This is a genomic window from Streptomyces sp. NPDC017993 (assembly GCF_044328065.1).
In the GTDB taxonomy this organism is placed as follows: domain Bacteria; phylum Actinomycetota; class Actinomycetes; order Streptomycetales; family Streptomycetaceae; genus Streptomyces.
Genome location: NZ_JBIRGO010000008.1, coordinates 255,457 through 281,824, shown reverse-complemented (window position 1 = coordinate 281,824; position 26,368 = coordinate 255,457). Strand labels below are relative to the sequence as shown.

21 protein-coding genes and 1 pseudogene are annotated in these 26,368 nt (G+C 71.6%); 13 read left to right on the top strand and 9 right to left on the bottom strand.

Going from position 1 to position 26,368, the window contains the following annotated elements; genetic code table 11:
• Nucleotides 1–29 precede the first annotated feature (29 nt).
• A complete protein-coding gene (locus ACH4FH_RS17295) occupies nucleotides 30–1,415 on the top strand; it encodes a hypothetical protein (RefSeq protein ID WP_398556672.1) in 1,386 nt (461 codons plus the stop codon).
• A gap of 9 nt (nucleotides 1,416–1,424) precedes the next feature.
• A complete protein-coding gene (locus tag ACH4FH_RS17290) occupies nucleotides 1,425–2,789 on the top strand; it encodes an MFS transporter (RefSeq protein WP_398556671.1) in 1,365 nt (454 codons plus the stop codon).
• A gap of 194 nt (nucleotides 2,790–2,983) precedes the next feature.
• Here ACH4FH_RS17290 and ACH4FH_RS17285 read toward each other — a convergent pair.
• The 5 genes and pseudogenes from ACH4FH_RS17285 to sbnA form a co-directional block, all read right to left on the bottom strand.
• Nucleotides 2,984–3,210 (bottom strand): annotated as a pseudogene (locus tag ACH4FH_RS17285) (EamA family transporter); the annotation flags it as partial.
• Nucleotides 3,211–3,491: 281 nt separating this feature from the next.
• Nucleotides 3,492–8,447 carry an amino acid adenylation domain-containing protein gene (locus ACH4FH_RS17280; RefSeq protein ID WP_398556670.1) on the bottom strand — a complete coding sequence of 1,652 codons (4,956 nt, stop codon included), beginning with the start codon at nucleotides 8,445–8,447 and terminating at the stop codon, nucleotides 3,492–3,494.
• Between the two features lie 13 nt (nucleotides 8,448–8,460).
• Complete coding sequence (locus ACH4FH_RS17275) at nucleotides 8,461–9,405, bottom strand: thioesterase domain-containing protein (RefSeq protein ID WP_398556669.1); 945 nt, start codon at nucleotides 9,403–9,405, stop codon at nucleotides 8,461–8,463.
• A 3-nt stretch (nucleotides 9,406–9,408) separates the two neighbouring features.
• On the bottom strand, nucleotides 9,409–10,404 hold the full coding sequence (sbnB, locus tag ACH4FH_RS17270; protein WP_398556786.1) for a 2,3-diaminopropionate biosynthesis protein SbnB: 996 nt from the start codon (nucleotides 10,402–10,404) through the stop codon (nucleotides 9,409–9,411).
• A 38-nt stretch (nucleotides 10,405–10,442) separates the two neighbouring features.
• Nucleotides 10,443–11,459: a 2,3-diaminopropionate biosynthesis protein SbnA gene (gene sbnA, locus ACH4FH_RS17265; protein ID WP_398556668.1), complete on the bottom strand. Its 1,017-nt coding sequence runs from the start codon at nucleotides 11,457–11,459 to the stop codon at nucleotides 10,443–10,445.
• Nucleotides 11,460–12,151: 692 nt separating this feature from the next.
• On the opposite strand from sbnA, the gene ACH4FH_RS17260 reads away from it, so the two are divergent.
• From ACH4FH_RS17260 to ACH4FH_RS17235, 6 genes are all read left to right on the top strand, one after another.
• A complete protein-coding gene (locus tag ACH4FH_RS17260; protein WP_398556667.1) occupies nucleotides 12,152–12,982 on the top strand; it encodes a HipA family kinase in 831 nt (276 codons plus the stop codon).
• Complete coding sequence (locus tag ACH4FH_RS17255; protein WP_398556666.1) at nucleotides 12,979–13,374, top strand: DUF3037 domain-containing protein; 396 nt, start codon at nucleotides 12,979–12,981, stop codon at nucleotides 13,372–13,374. The genes ACH4FH_RS17260 and ACH4FH_RS17255 overlap by 4 nt, the downstream gene beginning before the upstream one ends.
• A 257-nt stretch (nucleotides 13,375–13,631) precedes the next feature.
• Nucleotides 13,632–14,393 (top strand): 3-oxoacyl-ACP reductase FabG, encoded by a 762-nt coding sequence (gene fabG, locus ACH4FH_RS17250; RefSeq protein WP_398556665.1) that lies wholly within the window; start codon nucleotides 13,632–13,634, stop codon nucleotides 14,391–14,393.
• A gap of 30 nt (nucleotides 14,394–14,423) precedes the next feature.
• Complete coding sequence (locus ACH4FH_RS17245) at nucleotides 14,424–15,194, top strand: SDR family oxidoreductase (protein WP_398556664.1); 771 nt, start codon at nucleotides 14,424–14,426, stop codon at nucleotides 15,192–15,194.
• Between the two features lie 188 nt (nucleotides 15,195–15,382).
• A complete protein-coding gene (locus ACH4FH_RS17240) occupies nucleotides 15,383–16,051 on the top strand; it encodes a uracil-DNA glycosylase (protein WP_398556785.1) in 669 nt (222 codons plus the stop codon).
• Nucleotides 16,052–16,131: 80 nt separating this feature from the next.
• Nucleotides 16,132–16,704, top strand: a complete 573-nt coding sequence (locus ACH4FH_RS17235) for a hypothetical protein (RefSeq protein ID WP_398556663.1) — start codon at nucleotides 16,132–16,134, stop codon at nucleotides 16,702–16,704.
• On the opposite strand, the gene ACH4FH_RS17230 is transcribed toward ACH4FH_RS17235, so the two are convergent.
• A complete protein-coding gene (locus tag ACH4FH_RS17230) occupies nucleotides 16,692–17,144 on the bottom strand; it encodes a hypothetical protein (RefSeq protein ID WP_398556662.1) in 453 nt (150 codons plus the stop codon). The genes ACH4FH_RS17235 and ACH4FH_RS17230 overlap by 13 nt on opposite strands.
• 571 nt (nucleotides 17,145–17,715) lie before the next feature.
• Here ACH4FH_RS17230 and ACH4FH_RS17225 point away from each other — a divergent pair.
• The 3 genes from ACH4FH_RS17225 to ACH4FH_RS17215 are packed head-to-tail and all read left to right on the top strand — an operon-like array spanning nucleotide 17,716 to nucleotide 19,160.
• Nucleotides 17,716–18,009 (top strand): FAD-dependent monooxygenase, encoded by a 294-nt coding sequence (locus ACH4FH_RS17225; RefSeq protein WP_398556661.1) that lies wholly within the window; start codon nucleotides 17,716–17,718, stop codon nucleotides 18,007–18,009.
• Between the two features lie 33 nt (nucleotides 18,010–18,042).
• On the top strand, nucleotides 18,043–18,258 hold the full coding sequence (locus ACH4FH_RS17220; protein WP_398556660.1) for a hypothetical protein: 216 nt from the start codon (nucleotides 18,043–18,045) through the stop codon (nucleotides 18,256–18,258).
• Nucleotides 18,255–19,160 carry a Gfo/Idh/MocA family protein gene (locus ACH4FH_RS17215; protein WP_398556659.1) on the top strand — a complete coding sequence of 302 codons (906 nt, stop codon included), beginning with the start codon at nucleotides 18,255–18,257 and terminating at the stop codon, nucleotides 19,158–19,160. The genes ACH4FH_RS17220 and ACH4FH_RS17215 overlap by 4 nt, the downstream gene beginning before the upstream one ends.
• On the opposite strand, the gene lnt is transcribed toward ACH4FH_RS17215, so the two are convergent.
• The 3 genes from lnt to ACH4FH_RS17200 all read right to left on the bottom strand — a co-directional run bounded on the left by lnt (nucleotide 19,132) and on the right by ACH4FH_RS17200 (nucleotide 23,327).
• A complete protein-coding gene (gene lnt, locus ACH4FH_RS17210) occupies nucleotides 19,132–20,661 on the bottom strand; it encodes an apolipoprotein N-acyltransferase (protein WP_398556658.1) in 1,530 nt (509 codons plus the stop codon). The two genes, ACH4FH_RS17215 and lnt, sit on opposite strands and share 29 nt — an antisense overlap.
• A gap of 152 nt (nucleotides 20,662–20,813) precedes the next feature.
• Nucleotides 20,814–21,293 (bottom strand): nuclear transport factor 2 family protein, encoded by a 480-nt coding sequence (locus ACH4FH_RS17205; protein WP_398556657.1) that lies wholly within the window; start codon nucleotides 21,291–21,293, stop codon nucleotides 20,814–20,816.
• A 60-nt stretch (nucleotides 21,294–21,353) separates the two neighbouring features.
• Nucleotides 21,354–23,327 (bottom strand): ABC transporter ATP-binding protein, encoded by a 1,974-nt coding sequence (locus ACH4FH_RS17200; protein WP_398556656.1) that lies wholly within the window; start codon nucleotides 23,325–23,327, stop codon nucleotides 21,354–21,356.
• A gap of 214 nt (nucleotides 23,328–23,541) precedes the next feature.
• Here ACH4FH_RS17200 and ACH4FH_RS17195 point away from each other — a divergent pair, with 214 nt between their 5' ends.
• Together ACH4FH_RS17195 and ACH4FH_RS17190 are read left to right on the top strand one after the other, a co-directional pair.
• Nucleotides 23,542–24,885: an SLC13 family permease gene (locus tag ACH4FH_RS17195; RefSeq protein WP_398556655.1), complete on the top strand. Its 1,344-nt coding sequence runs from the start codon at nucleotides 23,542–23,544 to the stop codon at nucleotides 24,883–24,885.
• Between the two features lie 169 nt (nucleotides 24,886–25,054).
• On the top strand, nucleotides 25,055–26,110 hold the full coding sequence (locus ACH4FH_RS17190) for an aldo/keto reductase (protein WP_398556654.1): 1,056 nt from the start codon (nucleotides 25,055–25,057) through the stop codon (nucleotides 26,108–26,110).
• The last annotated feature ends 258 nt before the right edge of the window (nucleotides 26,111–26,368 follow it).

The window sequence follows — 26,368 nt, the reverse complement described above, 5'->3', positions numbered from 1 at the left end:
AGTCACCATCGAGCGGGAGCGGAGACTTCATGTCGGCGGAGCGGGTAACGGCCCAGTACAACGAGGAGTTCCGCACACCGGGCAGCTCATTGCCCACGGTCGCCCAGCACGTCAAGGGCTTCCCGACGCTCGCATTTTGGCATAGCGAGTATTTGGCCAGACCCCTCTTCGTCGCCGAGCGTGAGATTCGTCAGTTCGCCGATGATCTGCAGCACCTCATCGAAACACTTCTTTCCTTGCCGGACCGGATGTTCGGCGGCGATCTGGACGCATTCCGGTCGGTGCTCGGCATCAGCGACGGCCGCTGGGAAGCGATACGGGGGTTCGGTGACGTACTGCCACCCCTTTATGGCCGGGCCGACATGTACCACGACGGCACCTCATTCAAACTCCTCGAGACCAATCTGGGGAGCGAGTCCGGCGCCTGGGGCGTCGCGGGTGAAATCTCCCGGGCGACGATGGAGGTCGACGCCTTCGCCGACTTCGCGCGCAGGAACCGGCTCGGCTACGCGGATCCCGCTCGCGCCGCGGTGGAGGTGCTGCGCCGCTTCGGCGCCCGGGTGGCCCCCGGCCGCGAGCCGGTGGTGGCCGTGCTGGAATGGCGTGGCGGTCTGAGGGACTACGGCGAGCTCTGGCTCAACTTCCAGTCCGCATTGCGCTCGGCGGGCCTGGACATCCTGGTGGCCGAGGTCTCCGACGTGCACGAACGCGGCGGGGCGCTCTACCTCGGGGACACGAGGATCGACGTGGTCTACCGCGCCTTCGTCCCGGACCAGATCGCCGAGGAACCCGACGGCTGGGACCTGGTCGCACCCCTGCTGCGTGCGCACCGGGCGGGCGGGACGCTGATGTGGACCCCGCTGTCCAGCAACATGTTCGCCAACAAGGCGTGTATGGCGCTGCTTTCGGACCCGGCGCGGCGGCGAGACCTCAGCGAGGACGAGTGCCGGCTCATCGACCGGGTTCTTCCCTGGACCCGACTGATCAACACCGACGTGCTCAAGACCGACACCGACCTTGTCGACGAATGCCTGGAGCGGCGCGAGCAGTTGATCCTGAAGGTCAACGCGCGCGGCGGCGGAGCCGGCGCCGTGGTCGGCTGGGAAACGGACGACGCCACGTGGCGGCGGGCTCTGGAGAACTCCGCCGCCGAAGGATGTGTCGTACAACAGCGAGTGATTCCCCGGCCTGAGGTTGTGGTGGACCCGGTATCCGGGAAAACCGAGGAATGGCATGCGGCCTACGGCATGTTCTACACCCCGCAGGGTTGGGCAGGAACATGGGCCAAGGCGGTGCCGGCCGGTTCGGCCAGTATCATCGGCATCATGGCGAATGCCAAGGCGCGCAGCGCAGCCGTCTTCCATCAGAGTGAGCTGCCCGCCTGGGGCGAAGTGCCTGCCAATGCGGCGAAGTAAAGAGAAGTCATGATGCCGCAGCATTCCCCCGCGCCTTCGGCGTGGCGGCGGATTCAGACAGCCTGGGGTCTGCCGGACCTCGCGGGGAAAGGCCGATTCGTCACGGCCAATCTGATCGACAGCCTGGGAAACGGGTTGGTGATGGCGTTCACCGTCGTCTTCTTCGTGAAGACGACGTCGCTGTCACTGGTCGCCGTCGGCGCCGCGTTGACCGTAGGCCAGCTGCTCGTCCTGCCCGTTCCGCTCTTTATCGGGCGCCTGTTGGACACATGCGGTCCACGCACCGTGGTCGCTGCGGGTAATTGGATTTCGGCGGTCGGGTTCATCGGTTTCCTGTTCTCGCACGCGGCCTGGCAGATCGTGCTGTGGCAGTTCGTGGTGCAACTGGGCTCCACCGCCTTCTGGATGGGCAACAGTCCGCTCACCGTGCTGGTCGCCCAGGGTGTCGAGCGGGCCCGCTGGTTCGGCCTCGTCCGTGCCCTGCGCAATGTCGGCGTCGGTGTCGGTGGCGCCGCGTCCGCGGTGGCCCTGAGCATCGGAACCGTCGCCGGGCTGCGGGCGGTCATGGTGATCAACGTGGTCACCTTCGCCGTCGCAGGCTGGCTCGTGATCACCCTGCGGGGCGCGGACACGAGGGAGGCGGCCGGCGCCGGGCCGGCGGAGCCGAAGCCCGCCGAGCCGGAGCAGGCGGCGGGCGAGAGCACCGGACAACCCTCGGGCGGCTATCGCACCGTGCTGAAGGACACGCGGTATCTGCGGCTGGTCGCGACGAACGTCTCCTTCGTCTTCGCCTCCACGGTGCTCTCGGTGCTGCTCGCCGTCTACGCGGTGGACAACCTCGATCTCGGCGCCTGGATCGTCGGCGCGGTCGTCGTGCTGAACGCGGCCATGGTCGCGCTGCTCCAGACGCTCGCCAGCCGGTGGATCGAGGCCCGCAGGCCGGTGACGGTGCTGGTGCTGGCCCTGCTGTTCAACGCGGCGGCGTTCGTCGTCTTCGGCACGCTGCTCGTGCTGCCCGGCTGGGCGGTGATCGCCGGGCTGCTTGTCGCGATGGTGCTCTACACCGTGGCCGAGATCCTCAGCTCGCCGCCGACCAGCGAACTGAGCGTGGTGATGGCGCCCGAGCATCTGCGGGGCCGCTATCTGGGCGTCTACCAGCTGTCCTGGTCGGTCGGCGGTGCCGTCGCCCCGGCGCTGCTCACCGCGCTGTTGGAGGGTGGTGCGGCGCTGCCCTGGGTGTTCCTCACCGCGATCAGCGTGCTGGCCGTACCGCTCGTGATCGGGCTCGACCGGCGGCCCGCGGCCACGAGCCAGTCCGCACCGGCCGGGGACGTCGCCCCCGTGGAGCAGCTCGACGGCGACCCCGTCGGCTGAGCCTGCCCCCGCATATTGAGCGCGCATCGCGCTCAACGCCTGCCGCCGCCCCAGCAGCACACCGGGCGGCGGTAGGCGTTTCCCGTGTTCGCCATTCATCAGCCCGCGGCCCGCGGCCCGCGGCCCTGCGGCCCGCGGCCCTGCGGCCCGCGGCCCTGCGGCCCTGCGGCCCGCGGCCCTGCGGCCCTGCGGCCCTATGCCGTCCCGGCCGGAACCAGCGCGCCGCCCGCGAGGCCGAGCGCGCGCCGAGCCGTTCGCCGCCGAGCGCGATGCCGGCCGCGGCGGCCCACAGTGGTTCCGTGCCGAGCAGCATGTTGACCCGGGGCGGGGACGTACGGCGCACGGCCCACATCTGCACGAAGAACGCGGCCAGCGTGCACAGCACGGACAGGAACAGCGGCCCCGTCCACTCCCCGGCGCCGGAGCCAGTTCTCCGCCTCCCCGGGGGTGTCGCCACACGCTCACCCCGTCACTCGCCGCGCCGCGCAGCCGCTCGACCACGATCCGGCCGCCGACCTCGCGAGGGAAGTCCCTCAGCGATCCGGCGTACTCGACGAGCCGTTGCCGCGCGCCGCGCAGTCCCGCCGCCTTGCCTCCGCCGTGCTCTGTACGCGGACGACGGCGCAGCCGCGGTTCATGAATGCCTACGCCGGCGCGTGACCCGACGGACATCGACGAGGACGACGCTTGGGCTGTTGCTGCTCATCGCTGTGTGTCCGCCTCCAGGGCCTCGGCGAGGGCCGCGACGGTGGGGTTTTTGAAGACCAGGACCGGCGGGACCCGGCGCCCGAGTCGCTCGCCGAGCCGGCCCGCGACCGTGGTGATGGTCAAGGAGGTGCCGCCGACGTCGAAGAAGTCGTCCTGTGGCCCGAAGTCCTCCTCGACGCCCAGGCACTCCCGCCACACTTCGGCGACGAGGAGCTGCTGTTTGGTGACGGTCCTGCGGGTGGTGGGGGCCGGCGCGGACACCGGGCGTGGGTCGGGCAGTGCGTCCCGGTCGACCTTGCCGTTCGGGGTGAGGGGGATCTCGTCGATCACCGTGTAGCTCTGCGGCAGCATGTACGGCGGCAGTTGCTCCGCCAGGTGGGCGCGCAGTTCCGCCGGGTCCGGGGCGGGCCGGCCGGGGTGCTCGGGGATCAGGTAGGCCGCCAGCTGGTCCACGCCGGTGCGGGTGCGGCGCACGGCCACCACGCAGTCGGTGAGGGTGGGATGGCTCTGGAGTGCGGACTCGATCTCGCCGAGCTCGATGCGGAAACCGCGCACCTTGACCTGGTGGTCGTTGCGGCCGAGGAAGACCAGATTTCCGTCGGGCAGCAGCCGGACCACGTCGCCCGTGGCGTACATACGGGCGCCGGGCTCCGCGACGTACGGGTCGGGCAGGTACGCCCCGGCCGTGCGGGCCGGCCTGCCGAGATAGCCGCGGCCGACCGCGCTGCCGCCGACGTACAGCTCGCCGCGACAGCCCGGGGCGACCGGGCGCAGCCCCGGGTCCAGCACGTAGAGGTGCGCGTTGTCGGTCGCCCGGCCGAACGGGACGCTCGGGCGATGGCTGTGCCGATCGAGCAACTCCTCGGTGATCGGGCAGAACGCCGAGGTGACGGTGGCTTCGGTGGGCCCGTACTCGTTGAAGACCTGGCATCCCGGCGCGGTGGAGGACAGGATGCGGCGAGCCACATCGTGCGGCACGGCCTCGGCGCCGGTGAACACCAGGCGTACGGAGGCGAGTCGCGGAGCGGGATCCGTACCGGACTCCAGGAGGATCCGCATCTGCGAGGGCGTCGCGTTGAGAGTGGTGATGCCGCGCTCGGCGACCTCTCGCAGAAACTCCTCGGGGTCGTAGGCGGCGGTGGGGCTCGCCAGGTGCAGTTCGGCGCCGGACACCAGGCACTGGAAGATCTCCCAGACCGAGTTGTCGAACGCTACCGAGTGGTTGAGCAGGGCCCGGTCCCGCCCGGTGAGCCGGCACAGCCGCTGGTTCCACTCCAGGAACCCGGTGATGTTGGCGTGGGTGATCGCGACGCCCTTGGGGTTGCCGGTCGAGCCTGACGTGTAGATCACGTACGCGAGGTGGTGCGGTTGCGCCTGCTCGGCCGCCCCGGGGTCCGCCCCCGGGTCCGCCCCCGGTTCTTGGTTCACCGCCACGAGCCGCACGCCGTCGCCGAACAGGGCCGAGGTGGGGTGCCCCGGGTCCGCGACGACCAGGCGTACGCCCGAGTCCGCCAGCAGGTACCGCAGCCGGTCCGTCGGGTAGCCGGGGTCGAGCGGGACGTAGGCGCCGCCCGCCTTCAGCACGCCCAGCAGGGCGACCACCAGCTCCACCGAGCGTTCCAGGCAGACGCCGACCAGGCTTTCGGGGCGCACGCCCCCGGCCCGCAGCTCCCGGGCCAGCGCCGAGGCCCGCGCGTCGGTCTCGGCGAACGTCAGCGACCGGCCGTCGCCCACGACGCAGATCGCGTCCGGGGTGGTCCGCACCTGGCGGTCCCACAGGCGGACCAGGGTGGTCGGCTCGGGCAGCGGCTCGGCCCGGTTGCCGAGGGAGAGGGCGCGCAGCTCGTCGGCCGAGACGATCTCCAGCTCGGACAGTTGGGCCGTGGCGCCGGACACCATCTGCTCGATCACCCGCAGGAAGTGCCGGCCGAGGCCCCGGACGAAGTCCGCGTCGAACAGGTCGGTGGCGTACTCGACGGAGATGCTGAGGTCACCAGCCCCGGCGGCGTGGTCCGTCACGTCGAGGGCGAGGTCGAAGCGGGCGGTGCCGAGCCGTCCCTCCAGCTCCTTGCGGTCGTACAGCTCGGTGAGGTGACCGGCACTCGGCTCCTCGTGCAGGGCGAACAGCACCTGGAAGAGCGGGTTGCGGCTCAGGTCGCGCTCCGGGCTCAGCTCCGCCACCAGCTTCTCGAAGGGCAGCTCCTGGTGCGCGTACGCCTGCCGCGCGACCTCGCGGACGCGGCCCAGCAGCTCGCGCCAGGTCGGGTCGCCGGACAGGTCGGTGCGCAGGACGACGGTGTTCACGAAGTAGCCGACCACATCGTCCAGTTCGGGGCGCGGACGGCCGCCTGCCAGGGTGCCGACGGCGACATCGCTCTCGTCGGCGTACCGGCCGAGCAGCACCTGCAACGGGGCCAGCAGGCCCATGAACAGGGTGACGCCCTCGGCCCTGCACAGCGTGCGCAGCCGGTGCGCCAAGTCGGCAGGAATGCGCAGCAGTTCGCGGCGGCCGAGGTGGCTCGCGATGGCCGGCCGGGGGCGGCTGGTCGGCAGCTCCAGGGCGGGCACGCCGGACAGCCGGGTGCGCCAGTGGTCGAGCAGCCGCTCCAGCTCGGCGCCGGTGAGTCGCTCGCGCTGCCAGGCCGCGTAGTCGGCGTACGTCACGGGCAGCGGTGCCGGGTCGGGGCGGCGGTCGGCGGCGAGCTCCGTGTAGAGCTCGCCCAGTTCCCGCACCATGAGGTCGACCGATGCGCCGTCGCAGGCTATGTGATGAAACGTCAGCAACGTGATGTCACGGCTCGGGGTGCGCAGCACGTCCGCGCGCAGCAGCGGTGGTCGGTCGAGGGCGAAGGGGGCGCGGATCCGCTCGGTCACCAGCGCGTCCAAGTCCTCCTCGGCGACCTCGGTGCGGCGCAGCGGCACCGGTCCCGGCTCGCGCAGTTCGGGGCGGACCCGGCCGGCGACGGCGACGAGGGCCGTGCGCATCGCCGGGTGCCGGTGCACCAGCGCGGACAGGCAGTCCTGCAGCAGCGTCAGGTCGACGCGCCCGCCGGGCATGCCCAGGGCGACCGGCAGGTGGTAGGCGGGCACTGCGTCGTTCAGCTGCTCGAAGAACCAGATCCGCTCCTGGCCGAAGGAGAGTTCGGCGGTCGCGGCCGAGGGGATCGGCTCGTCGTCCGAGGGCGCCACACCGTCCAGGGCGGCGGCGAGCGTGGCGGGTGTCGGATGGGCGAAGACCGACTGGGCGTCCACCGGCACGCCGAGCTCCGCACGCAGCCGGGCCACGGTCCGTACCGCGGTGAGGGACTGGCCGCCCAGGCCGAAGAAGTCGTCGTACGGGGACACGTCGTCGAGCCCGAGCACCTCGGCCCACACGCGGCGCACCGCAGCGGTGTGCGGCGGCAGCGGGGCGTCGTCGGGCATCGGCCCGCCCGCCCGGACCGGGCTGTGCGGGATCCGCTGCACGGCGCCGCGGTCGGCCTTGCCCGCGGGGGTGCGGGGCAGGGCGTCGAGCACTGCGTAGCCCTGGGCCACCATGTGGGCGGGCAGCCGCTGCGCGAGGTGGTCACGGACCTGGCGGGGCAGGTCCTCGGATATGTCCAGCGCTTGCAGAGCGTCCTGCGCGGGCACGAGGTACGCCACCAACTGGTCGCCGCCGGCTGCCTCGCGGTCGACGACCACCACCGCGTCCGTGACGAGGGGGTGGCTGCGCACACAGGCCTCGATCTCGCCGAGCTCGATGCGGAAGCCGCGCACCTTGACCTGGTGGTCGTTGCGTCCCAGCACCTCCAGCATGCCGTCTGCGGACCACCGGGCGAGGTCGCCGGTCCGGTACAGGCGCCCGGAGGCGTCCCCGAACGGGTCGGGTACGAACCGTTCGGCGGTCAGCGCGGGCCGGTTGAGGTAGCCGCGCGCCACGCCCGCGCCGCCGATCCACAGCTCGCCGGTGACTCCTGGGCCGACCTCCCGCCCACCCGCGTCGACGACGTGCAGCCGGGTGTTGGACAGGGCCGTGCCGACCGTGACCCGGTCGGTCACGGCGTCGATGCGGGCGGCGGTGGCCCACACCGTCGCCTCGGTCGGTCCGTACAGGTTCCACAGGGTGCCGCCGGTGGCGAGCAGGTCGCGGGCCAGCTGGGGATCGAGCGGCTCACCGCCCGACAGCAGTACCCGGCCGTGCCCGTCCGTCCAGCCGGACGCCAGCAGCATCCGCCAGGTGGTGGGGGTCGCCTGGACGACGCTCACACCCGCCTCGGCGATGGTGGCGGCCAGCAGCTCGGGGTCGGTGTTGGCGGCGCGCGGGGCCATCACCACCGTCGCTCCCCGGGTCAGCGGCAGGAACAGCTCCAGTATCGAGATGTCGAACGACAGCGGGGTCAGCGCGAGGACCCGGTCGCCCGCCCCGAGGCCGGGGCGCTCGGCCACACTCCCGAGGAACGAGGCGATCGCCGCGTGGTCGACGGCCACGCCCTTGGGCAGGCCGGTCGAACCGGAGGTGTAGATGACGTAAGCCAGGTGGTGCGGGTGTGCCACCGGGGCCACCGGTGCGGCAGGTTCCGCGGGGAGGTCCTCGACCAGCAGGACGTCGGCCACGCCGGACGCCAGGGCCTGCGCGCGGTGGTCCGCGTCGCACAACCAAAGCCGAGCCCTCGAGTCGGTGGTCATGTGCCGCAGCCGGTCGGCCGGGTAGCTCGGGTCGAGGGGCAGGTACGCGGCGCCCGACTTCAGGATGCCGAGGAGGGCCACGACCATCTCGACCGAGCGGCCGAGACAGACGCTGACCAGGTTCTCCGGTCCGATGCCGCGTGCCTGCAGCTCGGCGGCGAGTGCCGTGGCCCGGCGGTCCACGTCGGCGTAGGTGGCGCGGTGTGCTCCCGCGACGACGGCGACCGCGTCGGGCGTCGCGGCCGCCTGCTGCTCCCACAGTGCGACGAGGGTGGTCGGCGCCATGAACGATCCTTTCTCAGCCCCGTGCGGGGAAGGTGCGCGTGATCGTCTCTGCCAGCTGTCGTTCCGCCCCGCGCACGTACAGGTGGGGGGCACCCGGGAACAGGTGCAACGCGAAGTCGGCCGAGGTGTGCTTGCGCCAGTCGGCGAGCTCCGTCCCGTCGACGCTGTCGTCGTCCGAGCCGGCCAGAACGGTCAGGGGACAGGGCAGGGGTGCCTCGGCCCGGTGCGTGTACGTCTCGCACAGCGTCAGGTCCGCGCGCAGCAGCGGCAGCAGCAGCTCCTGCAACTCGGCGTCCACACCGTCGAATTCGGCTGTGGCGAGCAGCTTGTCGTCCGGCAGCGTGTGCCGCGGGTCGCGGTCCGGCAGGCCGGGGGCGCGCATGCCCGACAGGAACAGGTGGTCGGGTAGGCGCGTGCCGAGGGCACGTAGCCGCCGGGCCGTCTCGAAGGCGATCAGGGAGCCCATGCTGTGCCCGAAGAAGGCGTACGGCAGGTCCGTGTGGTCCGCGAGGAGCGGCGCGAGCGCGGCCACGGCCTCGTCCAGGGAGGTCAGGGCCGGTTCGGCGGACCGGGTCTCCCGGCCGGGCAACTGGACCGTACAGACCTCGACGGTGTCCGGCAGGTACGCCGCCAGCCGGTAGGCGGAGGCGCCGGCTCCGGCGTGCGGGAAGACGAACAGGCGCCGCTGCGCGGTGAGTTCACGGCTGCCGAGCCCGCGCAGCCAGGCCGCCGCGGGGTCAGCGGCCTGGCTGCGTGATGCTCGCACGGAGCGCGGGGTCAGGTCGGTCCACACCTGCTCGATGTGGTCCAGGCACTCCTGGCGGGTGCCCTGCGCGCCGGTGGCGGTCCAGCCGGCGGGCAGGGCACGATCGGTGAACCAGACCGAGTACTGCTCCTCGTGGTTCACCACGACGACGTACCGGTCCCCGGCGGGGCGCGGGGCGGGTGAGGCGCTCATGGGTCAGATCCCCACCCCGGTGAAGAAGTCGCTCTCGCGGCGGCCCCTGCCCGCGGCGACGACCCGGTCGTGCACCCACTTTCCGACGGCGAGGTCGAGTACGCCGAGTCCGAACGGCGAGAAGATCGCCGGGCGTCCGTGGTCCCGGCGCAGCCGCCCGCGCAGCAGGTCGCCGAGGGTGCCGTCGACGAAGTCCCGGTTGCCGGTGCGCTGTTCGGTCAAGTGCAGCGAGGTGCGCTCGCGTATGGCGTGGTCGACGTCATCGGTGAAGTTCTGGGCGGCGAGGATCATCTCGGGGGCGAGGTCGCGCAGGGACAGGTGCAGGACCACCGGGTTGTGGGCCAGCAGGCGGGGGTCGTGCAGGTGCGGTTCGCCGGCCACTGTGGTCAGCACCACCAGGTCGCAATCGGTGAACGCGTCCTCCACCGTGTCGGCGACCATGATCTCGGCCTCGGTGTGCTCGGCCATGACGGCGCCGAAGCGGCCCGCCGTCGCCGGATCGAGGTCGAAGAGCCGGAAGCCGTCGATCTCCCAGTCGAGATCACGCAGGAACCGCCACACGTGCTGGGCGATCAGACCCGTGCCCACGATGCCGACTCGGCGGGCACGCCGCGAGCCGAGCAGCGTCTGCGCGCCGAGCACCGCGGAGGCCGCGGTCCGCGTCGCCGAGACGATCGAGGACTCCATGCAGGCGAACGGGTAGCCGGTGACGCAGTCGTTGAGGATCAGCGTGGCCGAGGCGCGGGGGATTCCGTGCTGCGTGTTGTCCGGAAAGCTGGCGATCCACTTGTTGCCTGCGACCTCGAACTCGCCGCCCAAATAGGCGGGCAGGGAGATGATGCGCGACCGGTCCTGGTGCGGGAAGCGCAGGAACGAGCTGTGCGGGTTCGAGCTCTGTCCGGCGTCGTGCGCGAGGTAGGCGGCACGGACGACGTCGATGAGTTCCGCACGGTGACGGTCCGTCTCGGCGGCGACGTCGCCCGCGCCGATCACGGTCATGGGCGGTGGGGCCAGGGTGGACACGGGGTGGTTCTCCTTCAGTTGACGGCCAGGGCTTCGACGCCGGCGGGCTGTACCGCTTCCGCGCGCAGCTGCTGGACCCACGTGGGGTCGTAGACGGTCTGTGCGTAGGCATGGCCGCGGTCGGCGGCGATGAACGCGACCCGGGGACGGTGCGCGCCGGGACGGTGACGAGCGAAGTAGTCCTGGACGGCGGCATAGGTGCTGCCGGTCGAACCTCCCGCGTACAAGCCGAACTTGGCGACCAGGGCGTCGCAGGCCTCGACGGCGCGCACTTCGGAGACGATCTCGACCTCGTCGATCAGCGCCTGACCGCACAGCGGCGGCACGATGCTGGAGCCGATGCCGGGGATCCGCCGCTGCTTCGGCGGGCCTCCGAAGATCACCGAGCCTTCGGTGTCGACAGCGACGACCACGCAGCCCGGGTACGTTTCCTTGATCCGGTGGGAGAGCCCGGCGATCGTGCCGCCCGTGCCCACGCCGACGAAGAGGTAGTCGAGCGGGCCGGCCTGCTCGATCAACTCGCCCGCGGTGAAGCGGTAATGCGCGTCGCGGGCATCCGGATTCGCGTACTGGTTGGGCCAATAGGCCGAGTCGAGTTCGACCAGCAGCTCCTGCACCCGGGACAGCCGGGTCTTCAGATAGCTGCCCGCCTCATCGCGCACGGACACCTTCTCCACCCGCCGGCACAGCAGCCGGAGTTGGGCCTCGGTGGTCTCGTTGCAGTTCGGATCGATGACCGGGACGAACGAGATGCCGAGCATGCGGCAGTAGAAAGCCAGGGCCAGCGCGAAATTGCCGGACGACGACTCGACCACCGTGGTGTCGCGCGCTATCTCCCCGCGACCGATTGCCTGTTCCAGAATCCACAGTGCCGAACGGTCTTTGGTACTTCCGGCGGGATTGCAGAATTCCAGCTTGGCGACGACGTCACACTGCTCGTCCGCCAGGGGAATCAGCGGGGTTCCCATGAGGCCCCTGCGAATTTGCTTTGTCCGTTCGATCAGAAATTGATCAGCACGCCTGTGGAGCATGGGCCGAGTGTGGCACGGGGTCGGTCGAGGCGGCTCAAATGCGACTCAAGTGCGGTGCGACAAAAGCCTGTCGGGGGTAGCTGGGCCATCGTCGCGCGCACGGGGCGAGTCGAGACGCCCTGTGGACAGGGACGCCTTGGGCTCGTCGAGCGCGGACAGCAGAGCCGACACTGCTTGGCTGAAGTCTTGGGCAAGGCGGACGTCTTGCTGTATTGCTTCGCACATGTCGACGGCTGACTTCGTTACTGGAAGAGGGCAAGTTGAATTCCGGGAACCGGTAGACGCTGATCCCGCGTTCCCCCGCCGGCTCGGTGCGCGCGAGGCCCAGTCACTTGGAGAAGCCACAGCGCAAGCCCGCACACCCATTGGACACCGTGAGCCGGGCTGAACCGCATCGACGGCACACCTTTGCGTCAATCATGCTGACGGCGGCGGAGCCCGTGGTGACTGTGGCGGAGCGGCTCGGGTGCTCCTCGCCGTCGGTCACGCTCGGTTACTATGCACACTTCATGCCGGAGGCCGGGAGCAAGGGCCGCACTGTCCTTGACGGAATACTCGGGAGGCAGGGCGATCTGCCTGCCAGTCGACACTCTCCAGATCCTCTCCGGGCCTGAGTGTGTCTGACTTTGTGCGATTGCATGCTGCGGAGGAAGTGTGGATTGCGCGGTCGAACGGTCCTATAGCCTGGGAAAATGCTGACAGAAGTCACAGCGACCCGCTATGTCACGCCCCTTCGTGAGGGCGGCTCGCTTCCGGGGATTGTCGAGGGGGACGACCTCGGTACCTACGTCATGAAGTTCACCGGCGCCGGCCAGGGGCGCAAGACCCTCGTTGCCGAGGTGATCTGCGGGCAGTTGGGCCGTCGGCTCGGGTTGCGTGTGCCGGAGCTGGTCCGGATGCAGCTGGACCCCGTGATCGGTCTGAGCGAGCCCGATCAGGAGGTCCAGGAGCTGCTCAAGGCCAGCGGCGGGCTGAATCTGGGGATGGATTACCTCCCCGGCTCGCTCGGCTTCGATCCGCTCGCTTTCGAGGTGAGCGCCCGCGAGGCGGGGCGTGTGGTGTGGTTCGACGCGCTCATCAACAATGTGGACCGCTCCTGGCGCAACCCCAACCTGCTGGTGTGGCACGGCGAACTGTGGCTGATCGACCACGGTGCCACGATGATCTGGCACCACAACTGGCCGAGCGCCGAGAAGGCCGCGGTCAAGCCCTATGACGCCTCCGACCATGTGCTCGCCACCTTCGGTCCGGATCTCGCGTCGGCCGCGGCCGAATTCGGCCCGCAGATCACCGAGGAACTGCTGACCGAGGTCGCCGCCGACGTCCCGACGGAATGGCTGGTCGACGAGCCCGGCTTCGACTCGCCGGACGAGCTGCGCCAGGCGTATGTGAACACGCTGCTGGCACGTGCGCGGACGATCAGCGACCACATCACCCTCACCGTCGGCGAACGCACCAAGGACACGCCCTCCCGGGCACCCGAGTGGCTGGCGGGAAAGCTCCCGCGGAGGGCAGTGAAGTGAGCGGTCTGCACAACGGGCGCGACGTCTTCGAGTACGCGCTGCTGAAGGTGGTGCCGCGCGTCGAGCGTGGCGAAATGATCAATGCCGGTGTGGTCGTGTACTGCCACGCCCGGCGCTTCGTCGAGGCCAGGACGCACCTCGACGAGGCCCGGCTGCTGGCCCTTGACCCCGCCGTGGATGTGGCCGGGGTGCGGGCCGCGCTGGGCGCCGTCGAGGGCATCTGCCACGGCGGCGAGCAGGCGGGTCAGGCGGCGGGCGACGACCCCGGGCGCCGCTTCCGATGGCTGATCGCGCCACGGAGCACCATCGTGCAGCCGGGTCCGGTGCACACCGGCCTGACCACCGATCCCACCGTGGAGGCGGAGCGGCTGCTGGAGCTGCTGGTGCGCTGAGAGCCGTGGCGGACGGTCGGGTACGGGCCCCCGGTGGCGGGGCCCGCGCTCGCCCGGACGTCCGGTCGGGTGACGCGATCGCGCCCCCTTGAGGTTCATGTCGCAGGTGAGGTGGGTAACGGCGCGGCGGTGGGGCGTTGACAGCGGGTGGCCGGGCTTCTAGCGTCAGCCCTGCTGAAGCTACTAAGCGGTTGCTCACCTTCGGGACCGGGTGCGGCGGACCGCTTGTCGAGGTTTCGAGGGTGAGGAGAACCCGCATGTCCACCACCGAGCAGCGCGTCGCCATCGTGACGGGCGCGGCCCGCGGTATCGGCGCGGCCACCGCCGTACGCCTGGCCGCCGAGGGCCGCGCCGTAGCCGTACTCGACCTCGACGAGGCGGCGTGCAAGGACACCGTCGAGAAGATCAGCTCGGCCGGTGGCAAGGCCATCGCCGTCGGCTGCGATGTATCGGACTCGGAGCAGGTGGAGGCGGCGGTCGCGCGGGTCGCGGCCGAGCTGGGCGCACCGACCGTGCTGGTCAACAACGCAGGCGTGCTCCGCGACAACCTGCTGTTCAAGATGAGCGACAGCGACTGGGACATGGTCATGAACGTCCACCTGCGCGGTGCGTTCCTGATGTCCCGGGCATGTCAGAAGCACATGGTGAACGCCAAGTTCGGCCGGATCGTCAACCTCTCCTCCAGCTCGGCGCTCGGCAACCGTGGCCAGGTCAACTACTCCGCGGCGAAGGCCGGTCTGCAGGGCTTCACCAAGACCCTCGCCATCGAGCTCGGCAAGTTCGGCGTCACCGCCAACGCCGTCGCCCCGGGCTTCATCGTCACCGACATGACGGCCTCCACCGCCGAGCGCGTCGGTATGGGCTTCGAGGAGTTCCAGGAGGCGGCCGCGACGCAGATCCCGGTGCAGCGCGTGGGCCGCCCCGAGGACATCGCCAACGCCATCGCCTTCTTCACCGGCGAGGCGGCCGGTTTCGTGTCCGGCCAGGTCATGTACGTCGCCGGCGGCCCGCTCAACTGACCGCCCCCACCGACTTCAGGAGTACAGGACATGACCGAGCAGGACAGCGGGCTCCCCGAGCTCTCGGGCAAGGCGGCACTCGTCACGGGCGGCAGCCGCGGAATCGGCTACGGCATCGCGCAGGCGCTGGTCGCCCGCGGCGACCGGGTCTGCATCACCGGCCGTAACGAGGACGCCCTCAAGGAGGCCGTCGAAAGGCTCGGCGCCGACCGGGTGATCGGTGTGGCCGGCAAGGCACACGACGAGGACCACCAGGGCGTCGCCGTCGAGCGGGCGATGGAGGCTTTCGGCCGCGTCGACTACCTCGTCAACAACGCCGGTACGAACCCGGTGTTCGGCCCCATCGCCGACCTCGACCTGGGCGTCGCCCGCAAGGTGTTCGAGACCAACGTCGTCTCGGCGCTCGGCTTCGCGCAGCGCACCTGGCACGCGTGGCAGAAGGACAACGGTGGCGCGATCGTCAACATCGCCTCCATCGCGGGCATCAACGCCTCGCCCTTCATCGGCGCGTACGGCATGAGCAAGGCCGCGATGGTGAATCTGTCGCTGCAGCTCGCCCACGAGTTCGCGCCGACGGTGCGGGTCAACTCCATCGCTCCCGCCGTGGTGAAGACGAAGTTCGCGGCGGCGCTGTACGAGAACCGCGAGGAGGAGGCGGCGGCGGGCTACCCGATGGCACGGCTCGGCGTCCCGGAGGACATCGGCGGGGCCGCGGCCTTCCTGCTGTCCGAGGCCTCCGGCTGGATCACCGGCCAGACGCTGGTGGTTGACGGCGGACTGTTCCTCAACGCCGGCGTCTGACAGCGAGCGCCCGTCCCCGTCCGTGGTGCCGGTCCCCGAGGGGGCCGGCACCACGGCTCGGCGCGTCCGCCGCCCGGCCGGTCCCGCCCCCCGGGGCCCGGCCCGCGGGCGGCGTTGTCAGTGGTCGCCGGTAGGTTCTGGGTGGGAGAACGGAACATACACCGGAGGTTGTTGACGTGCTGACCGACATGCTGCCCGAGTCCTGGCGCGGCGTCCTCGGCGAGGAGTTGGAGAAGCCCTATTTCAAGGAGCTGACCGACTTCGTCGAGCAGGAGCGGGCCCGGGGCCCGGTCTATCCGCCCCGCGAGGAGGTCTTCGCGGCGCTGGCGGCGACGCCCTACGACCAGGTGAAGGTGCTGGTTCTCGGCCAGGACCCGTATCACGGCGCGGGCCAGGGCCACGGCCTGTGCTTCTCCGTGCGGCCCGGTGTCAAGACGCCGCCGTCGCTGCGGAACATCTACAAGGAGATGAAGGACGAGCTGGGGCATCCGGTCCCCGACAACGGCTATCTCATGCCGTGGGCCGAGCAGGGCGTGCTGCTGCTGAACGCCGTGCTCACGGTCCGTGAGGGCGAGGCCAATTCCCACAAGGGCAAGGGGTGGGAGAAGGTGACCGACGCGGTGATCCGCGCGGTGGCTGCCCGGCCCGACCCGGCCGTCTTCGTGCTGTGGGGGAACTACGCCAAGAAGAAGCTGCCGCTGATCGACGAGGAGCGGCATGTCGTCGTGCAGGGCGCGCACCCCTCCCCGCTGTCCGCGAAGAAGTTCTTCGGCTCTCGCCCCTTCACCCAGATCGACGAGGCCATCGCCGCCCAGGGCCACACCCCCATCGACTGGCGGATCCCCGACCTCGGCTGAGGCGGCCACCCGGTACACCCGGGCAGGTCCCGCACGCCGCGCGGGAGTTTCCCCTGGCGGTTAGCGTCGTGGAAACGGCAATGGCGGCGGCGAGTGAACGCGGGGAGTGTGCGGTGGCGGAGAAGCAGCGGCAGGAGGCACCCGAGGACAGCGTCCTGACCCGGATCGGCCAGGCGATCATGTTGCATCGTGCCGGGGACCGGGAAGAGGCACGCAACCGTCTGGCGGAACTCTGGCGGGAGATCGGGCCACAGGGAAACGCCTTCCACCGCTGCACCCTCGCCCATTACATGGCCGATACCCAGGACGATCCCAGGGACGAGCTCGCCTGGGATCTCAGGGCGCTGGCGGCGGCCGAGGGCTTCGTCACCGAGCGCTTCCCGGACACCGGCGGCATCCCGCGCGCGGCCGTGGCCGACGGTCCCGGGCCCCGGCACCCGCTCATCGCCCTGCGGGCGTTCTTTCCGTCCCTGCATCTCAACCTCGCGGCGGACTACGCAGGGCTCGACCGCCCGGCCGATGCGCGGGCGCAGCTGCGGCGGGCGAAGGTGTCAGCCAACGCCCTGGCCGACGGCGACTACCGCCAGGGGCTCAGAGAGGCGATCGACCGTCTGGAGTCGCGGATCGACGGCGCCGCAGGCTATTCGGCGTAGGCCCGCCGGCAGAGCTGCTGCACGGCGCCGCCTTGATCCCACTGTCCGTAGGCGCGGCCCAGCGCGCAGACATCCGTCCCGGACGGCGCGGCGGGTACGCCCCCCAGGTGCGGGGACCCGGGTGTCCCGGCGCGGCCCCCGGACGCCCCGCCGCTGCCGGAGCCCTGCCGGCCGCCCGCGTCAGGAGCGGACGCCGAGCGGCTCCCGCTGTGCTTCCGCCCGCTCCCGGATGTCCCGGCCCCGCCGTCCTCGGCCTTCCGCTTGCCGCCGGGTGCCGGGGAGGGCCGCCGGCCCTTGCGGTCGTTCCGCGGCGACGGTGCCGCCGTCGTCACCCGGTCCTTCGAGGGGGAGGAGATGCCCGGGCCGAGTGGTTCCACGGACGGAGCGGGGAGCGCGGGGCGGGGTGCGCCTTCGGGGGCCGGGCGAGAGATGACGGTCATACATCCGGTGGTGGTCGCCGCGACCATAGTCACCAGGACCGCTGCTGCGGGCAATTGGTACACACCGACAACTCTCCCCGGCCGGCGAAGGCTTGGAAAGGCCCCGCAGGAGTGATCAGCGTGCCGCGGAGGGGACGCGCCGACCGGATTAACGGAGCGGAGGTGCGGTCTCCCAGAGGGGGCCTTGCCGCCGGCCCCGCCACGGGCGGACGGCGGAACCTCGCGGACACGCCCTAGCGGTTCAGCATTCCGCCCAGGAGTGCAGCGCAGGACGTGCGGAAGGCATCGCGCGTCGGGAGGGTCGCGTGGTGACGAGGATCTGACCGCCGATCTCGTCGTGCCGCCGACGGCATCAACTCTGCCCCCCGCCGCGAGCTCTTTCCCGGCCTCCCCGAACCCCGCTGTGCCGGCTTCACGGCCTGGCGCTTCGTGGTCCCCGCCCCCGACCGCCCGTATCCGGCCGGCGAGACCTGGGGGCCGGGCAGCGCGTGGGGCACCGTCCCGCTGTACGACGGGCGCGTCTACGCCTACGCGATCGCGGCCCTACCTCCCGGAGGACGGGCCGCCGACGATGAACGGGCCGAGTTGCTGCGCCGCTTCGGCGACTGGCACGACCCCGTTCCCGCGCTCCTGGACACCGTCGACCCGGCCGCGGTGCCGCGCAACGACGTCTACACCCGCTGCCGCTCCGCCGCCCGCCTTCCATCGCGGGCGGGTCGCGCTGCTCGGCGACGCCGTGCACCCCATGACCCCGAACCTCGGGCAGGGCGGCCGCCAGGCGATCGAGGACGCCGTCGTGCCGGCCCATGAGGTGGACCACGAGGCCGCGTCGCAGGACGGTTTCGGTGCCGCTCTCGCCGCGTAAACGCGCCGGTGGCTGCCGCGCACCATGGACGTGGTGCGCCGGTCCGAGCGGATCGGCCGGCTGACCACCTGGCGGTCCCGGCCGGCCTGTGCGCTGCGCGCCGCACCGATGGTCGTCGCCGGCCGTCTCGCACCGGATCTGGCGCTGCGCAGCTTCGACGGCATCGCCGACTGGCGGCCGCCGGCGGGCACGTATGCTTCCGGCACGCGGGGCACCCGGACCGCGGTACTACCCAAGGAGCACGAGTGAAGGTCGGCTGCATCGGACTCGGAGACATCGCCCAGAAGGCGTATCTCCCCGTACTGGGCGCGCAGCCCGGCGTGGAACTGCATCTGCAGACCCGCACCCCCGCCACCCTCGAACGGGTCGGCGGCGCCCACCGGCTGGCCGTCGACCAGCTCCACACCGACCTGGATTCGCTGCTCTCCCAGGGCCTCGACGCCGCGTTCGTGCACGCGCCGACCGCCGTGCACCCCGAGATCGTGACCCGGTTGATCGAGGCCGGTGTGCCGACCTATGTCGACAAGCCGATCGCCTACGAACTCGCCGAGACCCAGCGCATCGTGCGGCTGGCGGAGGACCGGGGCGTCGGGCTCGCCGTCGGCTTCAACCGCCGTTTCGCTCCCGGCTACGCCCAGTGCCTGGAGCACGCCCGCGATCTGATCCTGATGCAGAAGAACCGCATTGGCCTCCCCGAGGACCCGCGCACGCTCGTGCTGGACGACTTCATCCATGTCGTCGACACCCTGCGCTTCCTGCTCCCCGGCGAGATCGAGCACGTCGACGTGCGCGCCAGGATCCGCGACGGGCTGCTGCACCATGTCGTCCTGCAGCTCTCCGGCGACGGATTCACCGCCATCGGCACCATGAACCGCCTCAGCGGCTCCGCGGAGGAGATCCTCGACGTCTCCGGCCAGGACACCAAGCGCCAGGTCGTGAACCTCGCCGAGGTCATCGACCACAAGGGGCAGCCGAGCGTGCGCCGGCGCGGCGACTGGGTGCCGGTCGCCCGTCAGCGCGGCATCGAGCAGATCGTCCTCGCGTTCCTGGACGACATCCGGGCCGGCCGCCGGCCGTCCGCCCAGGACGCGCTGCGCACCCACGAACTGTGCGAACGCGTCATCACCGAGGCGCTCGCGCAGGCCGCCTGAGCGCCCGCAGCCCCGCGACCCCACCGGCGACAAGCAGCGCGGCCACCGCGCCGTACACCGCCCAGTCGCCGAACCGGGTGTACGGGCTGGTGCCCTCGGCCAGCGGCAGGTCGTACACGGCGGCCGCGGCCCGGTCGGTGCCCAGCCGGCCCCCGACGGGCTCACCGCGCGGGCCGTACACCGCGCTGACCCCGGTGAGCGTGGCATGCACCATCGGCCGCCAGCTCTCCGCGGCCCGCAGCGCGGCGAGCGAGGCGTGCTGGTCGGGCGCCCAGCTGTTCTGGAACGTCGAGGTCGAGGACTGGGCGACCAGTACGCGCGCACCGTTCTGGGCGAGGCGGCGGCTCATGTCGGGGAAGGCCGTCTCGAAGCACACCAGCGGGCCGATGCGCAGGCCGCCCGCCGTGGCGACGGGAATCAGCTCCGGTCGGGTGCCCCGCAACCGGTCGGTGGCGGCGGCCTTGCCGACCTGCGTCGCCCAGCCCAGGAGGGACCTGGCCGGGATGTACTCGCCGAAGGGCACCAGCCGCATCTTGGCGTAGCGGTCACCGGTCGGGCCGTCCGGTCCGATCAGTACCGCGCTCTTGTAGATGCCCGGCCCGCCGGCATGGGGCGCGTCGGCGTTGACGAGCAGCTCAGCGCCGGTGTGCCGGGACAGCGCGGCGAGCCGGGCGGCGAGCGCGGGGTGGTCCGCCGGGTCCCTGTTGAGGCTGCTCTCGCCCCAGACGACGAGGCGTACCCCGCGCCCCGCCAGCGTGCGGGTCAGCTCTTCGCTGCGATCCAACCGGCCTTGGGGTCCGCCGGTGACACCGGGCTGGACCACCGCGACACGCACCGTGCCGGAGGGCCGCGGGACCGGGGCTCCGTACCAGGCCGCGGTGGTGGCGAGGGCGCAGACCAGGAGGCCGGCGGCGGCCGGCCGCCATGCCGCCGGCCGGGCGATCAGTTCGGCGAGAGCGGTGTTCACCGCGACGATCAGCAGGCTCAGCAGCCATACGCCACCGATCGACGCGAGCCGCAGCGCGGGCGGCAGCTGCCACTGGCTGGCGCCCAGCAGCCCCCAGGGGCCGCCCAACCCCTCCCAGGACCTGACCAGTTCGACCATCAGCCAGCCCGACGGCACCAGCACCAGGGCGGCGGCGCGCCGTCCCGCGCCGGTCGCGTCCGACAGCAGCTCCCGCACCAGCAGCCCCCACGGTGCCCACAGCGCGCCGAGGAACAGGGCCAGGACGAGGATGAAGATGTGCAGGCTCGGCAGCAGCCAGTGGTGGACGGCGAGCATGAACCCGGCGCCGCCCAGCCAGCCGTCCAGCGCCGCCCGGCGACGCGTCGGGGCGCTCCGTACCAGCAGCAGCCAGGGCACCAGCGCCACGTACGCCAGCCACCACCACGACGGCGCGGGGAAGGCGAGCGCGGGCAGCGCCCCGGCGAGCACCGCGGCGGCGCCGCGCGACCACGGGGAGCCGAGCCACCGCGCCGGATGGCCGAGCGGTCTGTGCATACGTCTCCCTGTTGCCGGGGCCGTGGGTCGGACGGTCAGTGTGCGCGGACGAGCCGATCAGGAACAGGGTGCCCCGGCGACGGTGGCTGATTCGTGCCGCCACCGCGGTGAACCGCGCTACGAGCGGCGCGGTGAGGTCCCCTGCGGACAGGTCAGGCCGCGGAGGGCGGCACCTGTCGCCACTTCTCGTGGACGACGACGCCGCTCAGCCGCCAGCCGTCCGCGGTGCGGCGGGCGGTGAACGCGTAGCGGCCCGCGCTGGTGTAGTTGGGGGCGGTGGGGCCGCCCTCGCCGTCCGCGGTACCGGCAAGTCGCATCGGGTTGAGGTAGTCGGCCTGGACCGTGGCCGTGTCGCCGCTCGCGCCGTCGAGCGACCCGACGCGGACGCGGCGGTTGACGATGAGGTGCTGGCGTACGGAGAAGAGGCGCAGTGTGTCGGCGAGCCAGGTCGCGATCTCCTCGACGGAGCCCTCGATCCCGCCGGCGGACCGGTAGTCGGCCCGGCCGTCCGGAGTGAACAGGGCCAGGTAGGCGGGCCAGTCGCCGTCGTCCACGGCGATGGCGTAGCCGGTGATCAGATCGTCGATCGCGAGGCGGTCCATGACAGTCGAGTGTTCCGCGCGCTGCGTCATCGCCTCAGTTTTCGGCATGGCGAGGCCCCCGCCAAGAGGCGGGGGCCAACCGGCGCGGCGTCACGGCACCAGCGCGGTCTCCTTGACCTGCTCCGGGCCGGAGTCCGGATCGGAGCCGCGGGCCGTCAGCGCGATGCCCGCGGCGGATCCCTGGCCGGGCTCCGCACCGGAGTCGGTGGCGGCGAACTGGGTCCGGTGCAGCTGCGCGTAGCGCCCGTCGGCCGCGAGCAGCGTGTGGTGCGTCCCGCGCTCGATGATCCGCCCACCCTCGACGACCAGGATCAGGTCGGCGGCCCGCACGGTCGACAGCCGGTGGGCGATCACCACGGCGGTCCGGCCGGCCAGCGCCTCGGTGAGCGCTTCCTGCACCGCCGCTTCCGAGGTGCTGTCCAGGTGGGCGGTGGCTTCGTCCAGGATCACCACCCGGGGGTGGGCGAGCAGCAGCCGGGCGATCGTCAGCCGCTGGCGTTCGCCGCCGGAGAGGCGGTAGCCGCGTTCGCCGACGACGGTGTCCAGGCCGTCGGGGAGCGAACGGATCAGCTCCTCCAGCCGGGCGCGGCGCAGGGCGTCCCACAGCTCTTCCTCGGCCGCCTCCGGCTTGGCCAGCAGCAGGTTCTCGCGGAGGGAGTCGTGGAAGAGGTGCCCGTCCTGGGTGACCATGCCCAGGGCGTCGCGCAGCGAGGCGGCGGTCAGATCGCGGACGTCCACACCGGCCAGCCGGATCGCGCCGGAGTCGGTGTCGTACAGGCGCGGCAGCAGTTGCGCGATGGTCGACTTGCCGGCGCCGGAGGAGCCGACCAGGGCCACCATCTGGCCCGCTTCGGCGCGGAAGGAGATGTCGTGCAGCACTTCCTCGCCGCCTCGGGTGTCGAGGGTGGCGACCTCCTCCAGCGAGGCCAGCGAGACCTTGTCGGCGGAGGGGTAGGCGAAGCGTACGGAGTCGAACTCCACCGAGACCGGCCCCTCGGGCACCGGGCGGGCGTCGGGCTTTTCGGTGATCAGCGGCTTGAGGTCGAGCACCTCGAAGACCCGCTCGAAGCTGACCAGGGCGCTCATCACCTCGATGTGCGCTCCGGACAGTGCGGTCAGCGGGGCGTAGAGCCGGGTCAGCAGCAGGGCGAGCGAGACGATCGCGCCGGCTTCCAGCTGCCCGCGCAGGGCGAAGAACCCGCCCAGCCCGTAGACGACCGCAAGCGCCAGGGCGGAGACCAGGGTCAGGGCGGTGACGAAGTACGTCTGCACCATCGCCGAGCGGACGCCGATGTCCCGCACCCGCCGGGCCCGCGAGGCGAATTCCGCGGACTCGCGGGACGGACGGCCCATCAGCTTGACGAGGGTGGCGCCCGGCGCGGAGAAGCGTTCGGTCATCTGGGTGCCCATGGCGGCGTTGTGGTCGGCGCCTTCACGCCGCAGACCCGCGAGCCTGCGGCCCACCCGGCGCGCGGGCAGCACGAACACCGGCAGCAGGACGAGTGCGATCAGCGTGATCTGCCAGGACAGGCTCAGCATCACCACCAGGGTGAGCAGCAGCGTCACGATGTTGCTCACGACCCCGGAAAGGGTGTCGCTGAACGCCCGCTGGGCGCCGATCACATCGTTGTTGAGGCGGCTGACCAGCGCTCCGGTGCGGGTGCGGGTGAAGAACGCCACCGGCATCCGCTGCACGTGGTCGTACACGGTGGTGCGCAGATCGAGGATCAGCCCCTCACCGATGATCGCCGACAGCCAGCGGGTCAGCAGGCCGAGGCCGGCCTCGGCGACCGCGATGACGGCGATCAGCCCCGACAGGCCGAGGACGACGGAGGAGGAGTCGCCGTTGACGATGGTGTCGACCACTCGTCCCGCCAGGAGCGGGGTGGCCACCGCGAGCATCGCGGTGACGGTGCTGAGGATCAGGAACCACACCAGGTGACGGCGGTGCGGGCGGGCGAACGTCAGGATGCGGCGCAGCGTCCCCCGGGAGAAGGGGCGTTTGTCCTGCTGCGCGGTCATCGTGCTGTGCAGCGAATGCCAGGCGGTGACTTCCATGTCCATCGCGGCCTCCTGTGTGTCGTGGTGTCACGGCATCGCCGTGACTGACCGGCGACCTGCTTGGAAACTAGGACCTAAACCAATGTTGAGGTCAAGCGATTCCCGTCCGGTCACCCTCCCGCGCACCCACACGGACCAGCGGCCACCCGGCTGTGGCCGGACGGCGTCGCCAGGGGCACCGTCTTCCGGACGTCCTGCGGGCCGATAGCGTGCGGTGGTGAGCACCGCCATCGCCGAGACCCTTTCCGTTCTTCTGCTGCTGGGGGTACTGGTATTCGCCGTGCAGCGGCCGCGCGGCGCCTCCGAGGCGGTCGCCGCCGTGCCCGCCGCGGTGATCGTCGTGCTGATCGGAGCGGTGCCGCCGTCCGACGCCTGGTCCCAGGTGCACAGCCTGCTCCCGGTGGTGGGCTTTCTCGCCGCGGTGCTGGCGCTGGCATACCTCTGCGCGCGCGAGGGCCTCTTCGAAGCGGCCGGTGCGGCGCTGGCACGGCTGTGCACAGGCCGGCCGCGCCGCCTGCTCGCCGGGGTGTTCGTCCTTGCCGCGGTGGTGACGGCGGTGCTCAGCCTGGACGCGACAGTGGTGCTGCTGACGCCGGTGGTGCTGGCCACCGCCGCCCGCGCCGGCGCACGTCCGCGACCTCACCTCTACGCCTGCGCCCACCTGGCGAACTCCGCGTCGCTGCTGCTCCCGGTCTCCAACCTCACCAACCTGCTGGCGCTGGGGGCCGCCGGGCTGTCCTTCACCCGGTTCGCGGCCCTGATGGCGCTGCCGTGGGTGGTGGCCGTGGCCGTCGAGTACGTCGTCTTCCGCGGCTACTTCGCCCGGGAGCTCGCGGCGGACGGCGGAACTCCGGGGCGGACGGGCGGCCCGCCGGAAACCCCTGCGGCCGCCCCGGCGCCCGGCCTGCTCACCGCCCCGGCCCACCTGTCGGCCTCGGCGGCCCTGCCGGCGCCGCCACCGCTGCCGGTCTTCGCCCTCGTGGTCCTCGCCCTCACCCTCGCCGGTTTCGTGGTCAGCTCCTTCGCCGGGCTGAACCCGGCCTGGGCGGCGCTCGCCGGCGCCCTCGTCCTCGCGGTCCGCGCGCTGCGCCGCAAGGAGACCACCGCGACGGCGTTGGTCAAGGCCGCCAACCCGCTGTTCTGCGTCTTCGTTCTCGCCCTGGGCGTCGTGGTCCAGGCCGTCGTCGACAACGGGCTGGGGGAGGCGGTGGACCGGCTGCTGCCGGACGGCTCGTCGCTGCCCGCGCTGCTCGGGCTCGCCGCGTTCGCGGCCCTGCTGGCGAACCTGATCAACAACCTGCCCGCGGTCCTCGCGCTGCTGCCCTTCGCCTCGCAGTCCGGCGCGGGACCGGTGCTGGCGGTGCTCATCGGCGTGAACATCGGCCCGAACCTCACCTACGTCGGCTCTCTCGCCACCCTCCTGTGGCGGCGCATCCTGCACGGTCACGGCGCGGCCCCGGACCTCGGGTCCTTCACCCGTCTGGGGCTGCTGACCGTCCCGGTGACACTGGCCGCGTCGACGGTGGCGCTCTGGGCCGGCCTGCGTGTCATCGGCACCTGAGGGCTGCCGCCCGGCCCTGCTGACGACCTGCCACTCACCCACCCGCTGAGGCCGTACCGGCAGGGAAGGGGAGCCTGAAGGGCCCGCACGCCTGCCCGCTCGCCGGTTTGCCTTGAAGGGCGCTCCAACTCGTAGCGTCCGGCGTACGACCTGACCGAAGGGGAACATCGTGCGGTACACACTGTTCGGCAAGACCGGCCTGCGGGTGAGCGAGTTGAGCCTCGGTGCCATGACCGTCGGCGACGACTGGGGCTGGGGCGCCGCCAAGGAGACCAGCGCACGGATCCTCGACAGCTACGCGGACGCCGGCGGCAACTTCATCGACACCGCCAACAACTACACCAACGGCAGTTCGGAGACGATCCTCGGGGAACTCCTCGAAGGCCGCCGGGACCGTTTCGTGCTGGCCTCCAAGTACACCTGCGCGACCCGCGACGGCGACGTGAACGCAGCCGGCAACCACCGCAAGAACCTGGTGCGTTCGGTGGAGGAGAGCCTCGATCGGCTGCGCACGGACCATCTCGACATCCTGTGGGTGCACGCCCGCGACAACTTCACGCCCGTCGAGGAGGTCATGCGGGCACTCGATGACCTGGTACGGGCCGGCAAGACGCACTACATCGGCGTCTCCGACTGGCCCGCCTGGGAGATCGCGCAGGCGAACACCCTGGCCGAGCTGCGCGGCTGGACCGCCTTCGCGGGCTCGCAGCTGCTCTACAACCTGCTGGAGCGGACGCCGGAGAGCGAACTGCTGCCGCAGGCACGGGCCTTCGACCTGGCGGTACTGGCGTGGAGTCCGCTGGCGGGAGGCAAGCTCACCGGAAAGTACCGGCGTGGGGGGACGGGCCGCCTCGACACCGTGGGAGCGGGCGCGGCGGCCGGCAACGAGGACGAGATCATCACCGCGGTGCTGGAGATCGCCGAGCAGGGTGGCTGGAGCCCGGCGCAGGTGGCCCTCGCCTGGCTGCGAAGCCGCCCCGGCAACATCATCCCGATCGTCGCCGCGACCAAGGAGAGCCAGCTGACCGACAACCTCGCCGCCGTCGATGTCACGCTCGACGCCGATGCCGTCGAGCGGCTGGACGCGGCGAGCGCGGTGCCGCTCGGCTTCCCGCACGACTTCCTGCGGGAGCCCGGCATCACCCGGAACGTCTACGGCGACCGCTGGGCCGACATCGAGGACCGGCGCTCCACCTACCGCCGGACGACGAGCGAGATCCGCTGACACACGAGTGCCCGAAGGCCGGTCGCCCTGATCCTGGTCGATGGCGGACGCCGCCGGTGCGTGGCGCGAGGACAGCAGGGTTCCGCGCGGCCCGGAGCCTTTGCCATCGAGGGCGATTTTGAGACAACTTCTTTAGGGGCCTCCGGCCGCGACTCGACGACGCGGCCGGAGGGTAAGCCGTAGACACGTAAGGGCACAGTCGACGACCCGGGCATGTCCGCAACCCCACCGGACCGGATCGCGCCGGGCGCTCCCCTC

Coding starts and splice junctions, on each gene's coding strand:
- ACH4FH_RS17275 (WP_398556669.1), bottom strand. CDS start 9,405: ATGAGCGCCTCACCCGCCCCGCGCCCCGCCGGGGACCGGTACGTCGTC.
- ACH4FH_RS17200 (WP_398556656.1), bottom strand. CDS start 23,327: ATGGACATGGAAGTCACCGCCTGGCATTCGCTGCACAGCACGATGACC.
- ACH4FH_RS17280 (WP_398556670.1), bottom strand. CDS start 8,447: ATGGCGCCGACCACCCTCGTCGCACTGTGGGAGCAGCAGGCGGCCGCG.
- ACH4FH_RS17225 (WP_398556661.1), top strand. CDS start 17,716: ATGAACGGGCCGAGTTGCTGCGCCGCTTCGGCGACTGGCACGACCCCG.
- ACH4FH_RS17295 (WP_398556672.1), top strand. CDS start 30: ATGTCGGCGGAGCGGGTAACGGCCCAGTACAACGAGGAGTTCCGCACA.
- ACH4FH_RS17235 (WP_398556663.1), top strand. CDS start 16,132: ATGGCGGCGGCGAGTGAACGCGGGGAGTGTGCGGTGGCGGAGAAGCAG.
- lnt (WP_398556658.1), bottom strand. CDS start 20,661: ATGCACAGACCGCTCGGCCATCCGGCGCGGTGGCTCGGCTCCCCGTGG.
- ACH4FH_RS17240 (WP_398556785.1), top strand. CDS start 15,383: ATGCTGCCCGAGTCCTGGCGCGGCGTCCTCGGCGAGGAGTTGGAGAAG.
- sbnA (WP_398556668.1), bottom strand. CDS start 11,459: ATGCTCCACAGGCGTGCTGATCAATTTCTGATCGAACGGACAAAGCAA.
- fabG (WP_398556665.1), top strand. CDS start 13,632: ATGTCCACCACCGAGCAGCGCGTCGCCATCGTGACGGGCGCGGCCCGC.
- ACH4FH_RS17260 (WP_398556667.1), top strand. CDS start 12,152: ATGCTGACAGAAGTCACAGCGACCCGCTATGTCACGCCCCTTCGTGAG.
- ACH4FH_RS17290 (WP_398556671.1), top strand. CDS start 1,425: ATGATGCCGCAGCATTCCCCCGCGCCTTCGGCGTGGCGGCGGATTCAG.
- ACH4FH_RS17230 (WP_398556662.1), bottom strand. CDS start 17,144: ATGACCGTCATCTCTCGCCCGGCCCCCGAAGGCGCACCCCGCCCCGCG.
- ACH4FH_RS17245 (WP_398556664.1), top strand. CDS start 14,424: ATGACCGAGCAGGACAGCGGGCTCCCCGAGCTCTCGGGCAAGGCGGCA.
- ACH4FH_RS17205 (WP_398556657.1), bottom strand. CDS start 21,293: ATGACGCAGCGCGCGGAACACTCGACTGTCATGGACCGCCTCGCGATC.
- sbnB (WP_398556786.1), bottom strand. CDS start 10,404: ATGACCGTGATCGGCGCGGGCGACGTCGCCGCCGAGACGGACCGTCAC.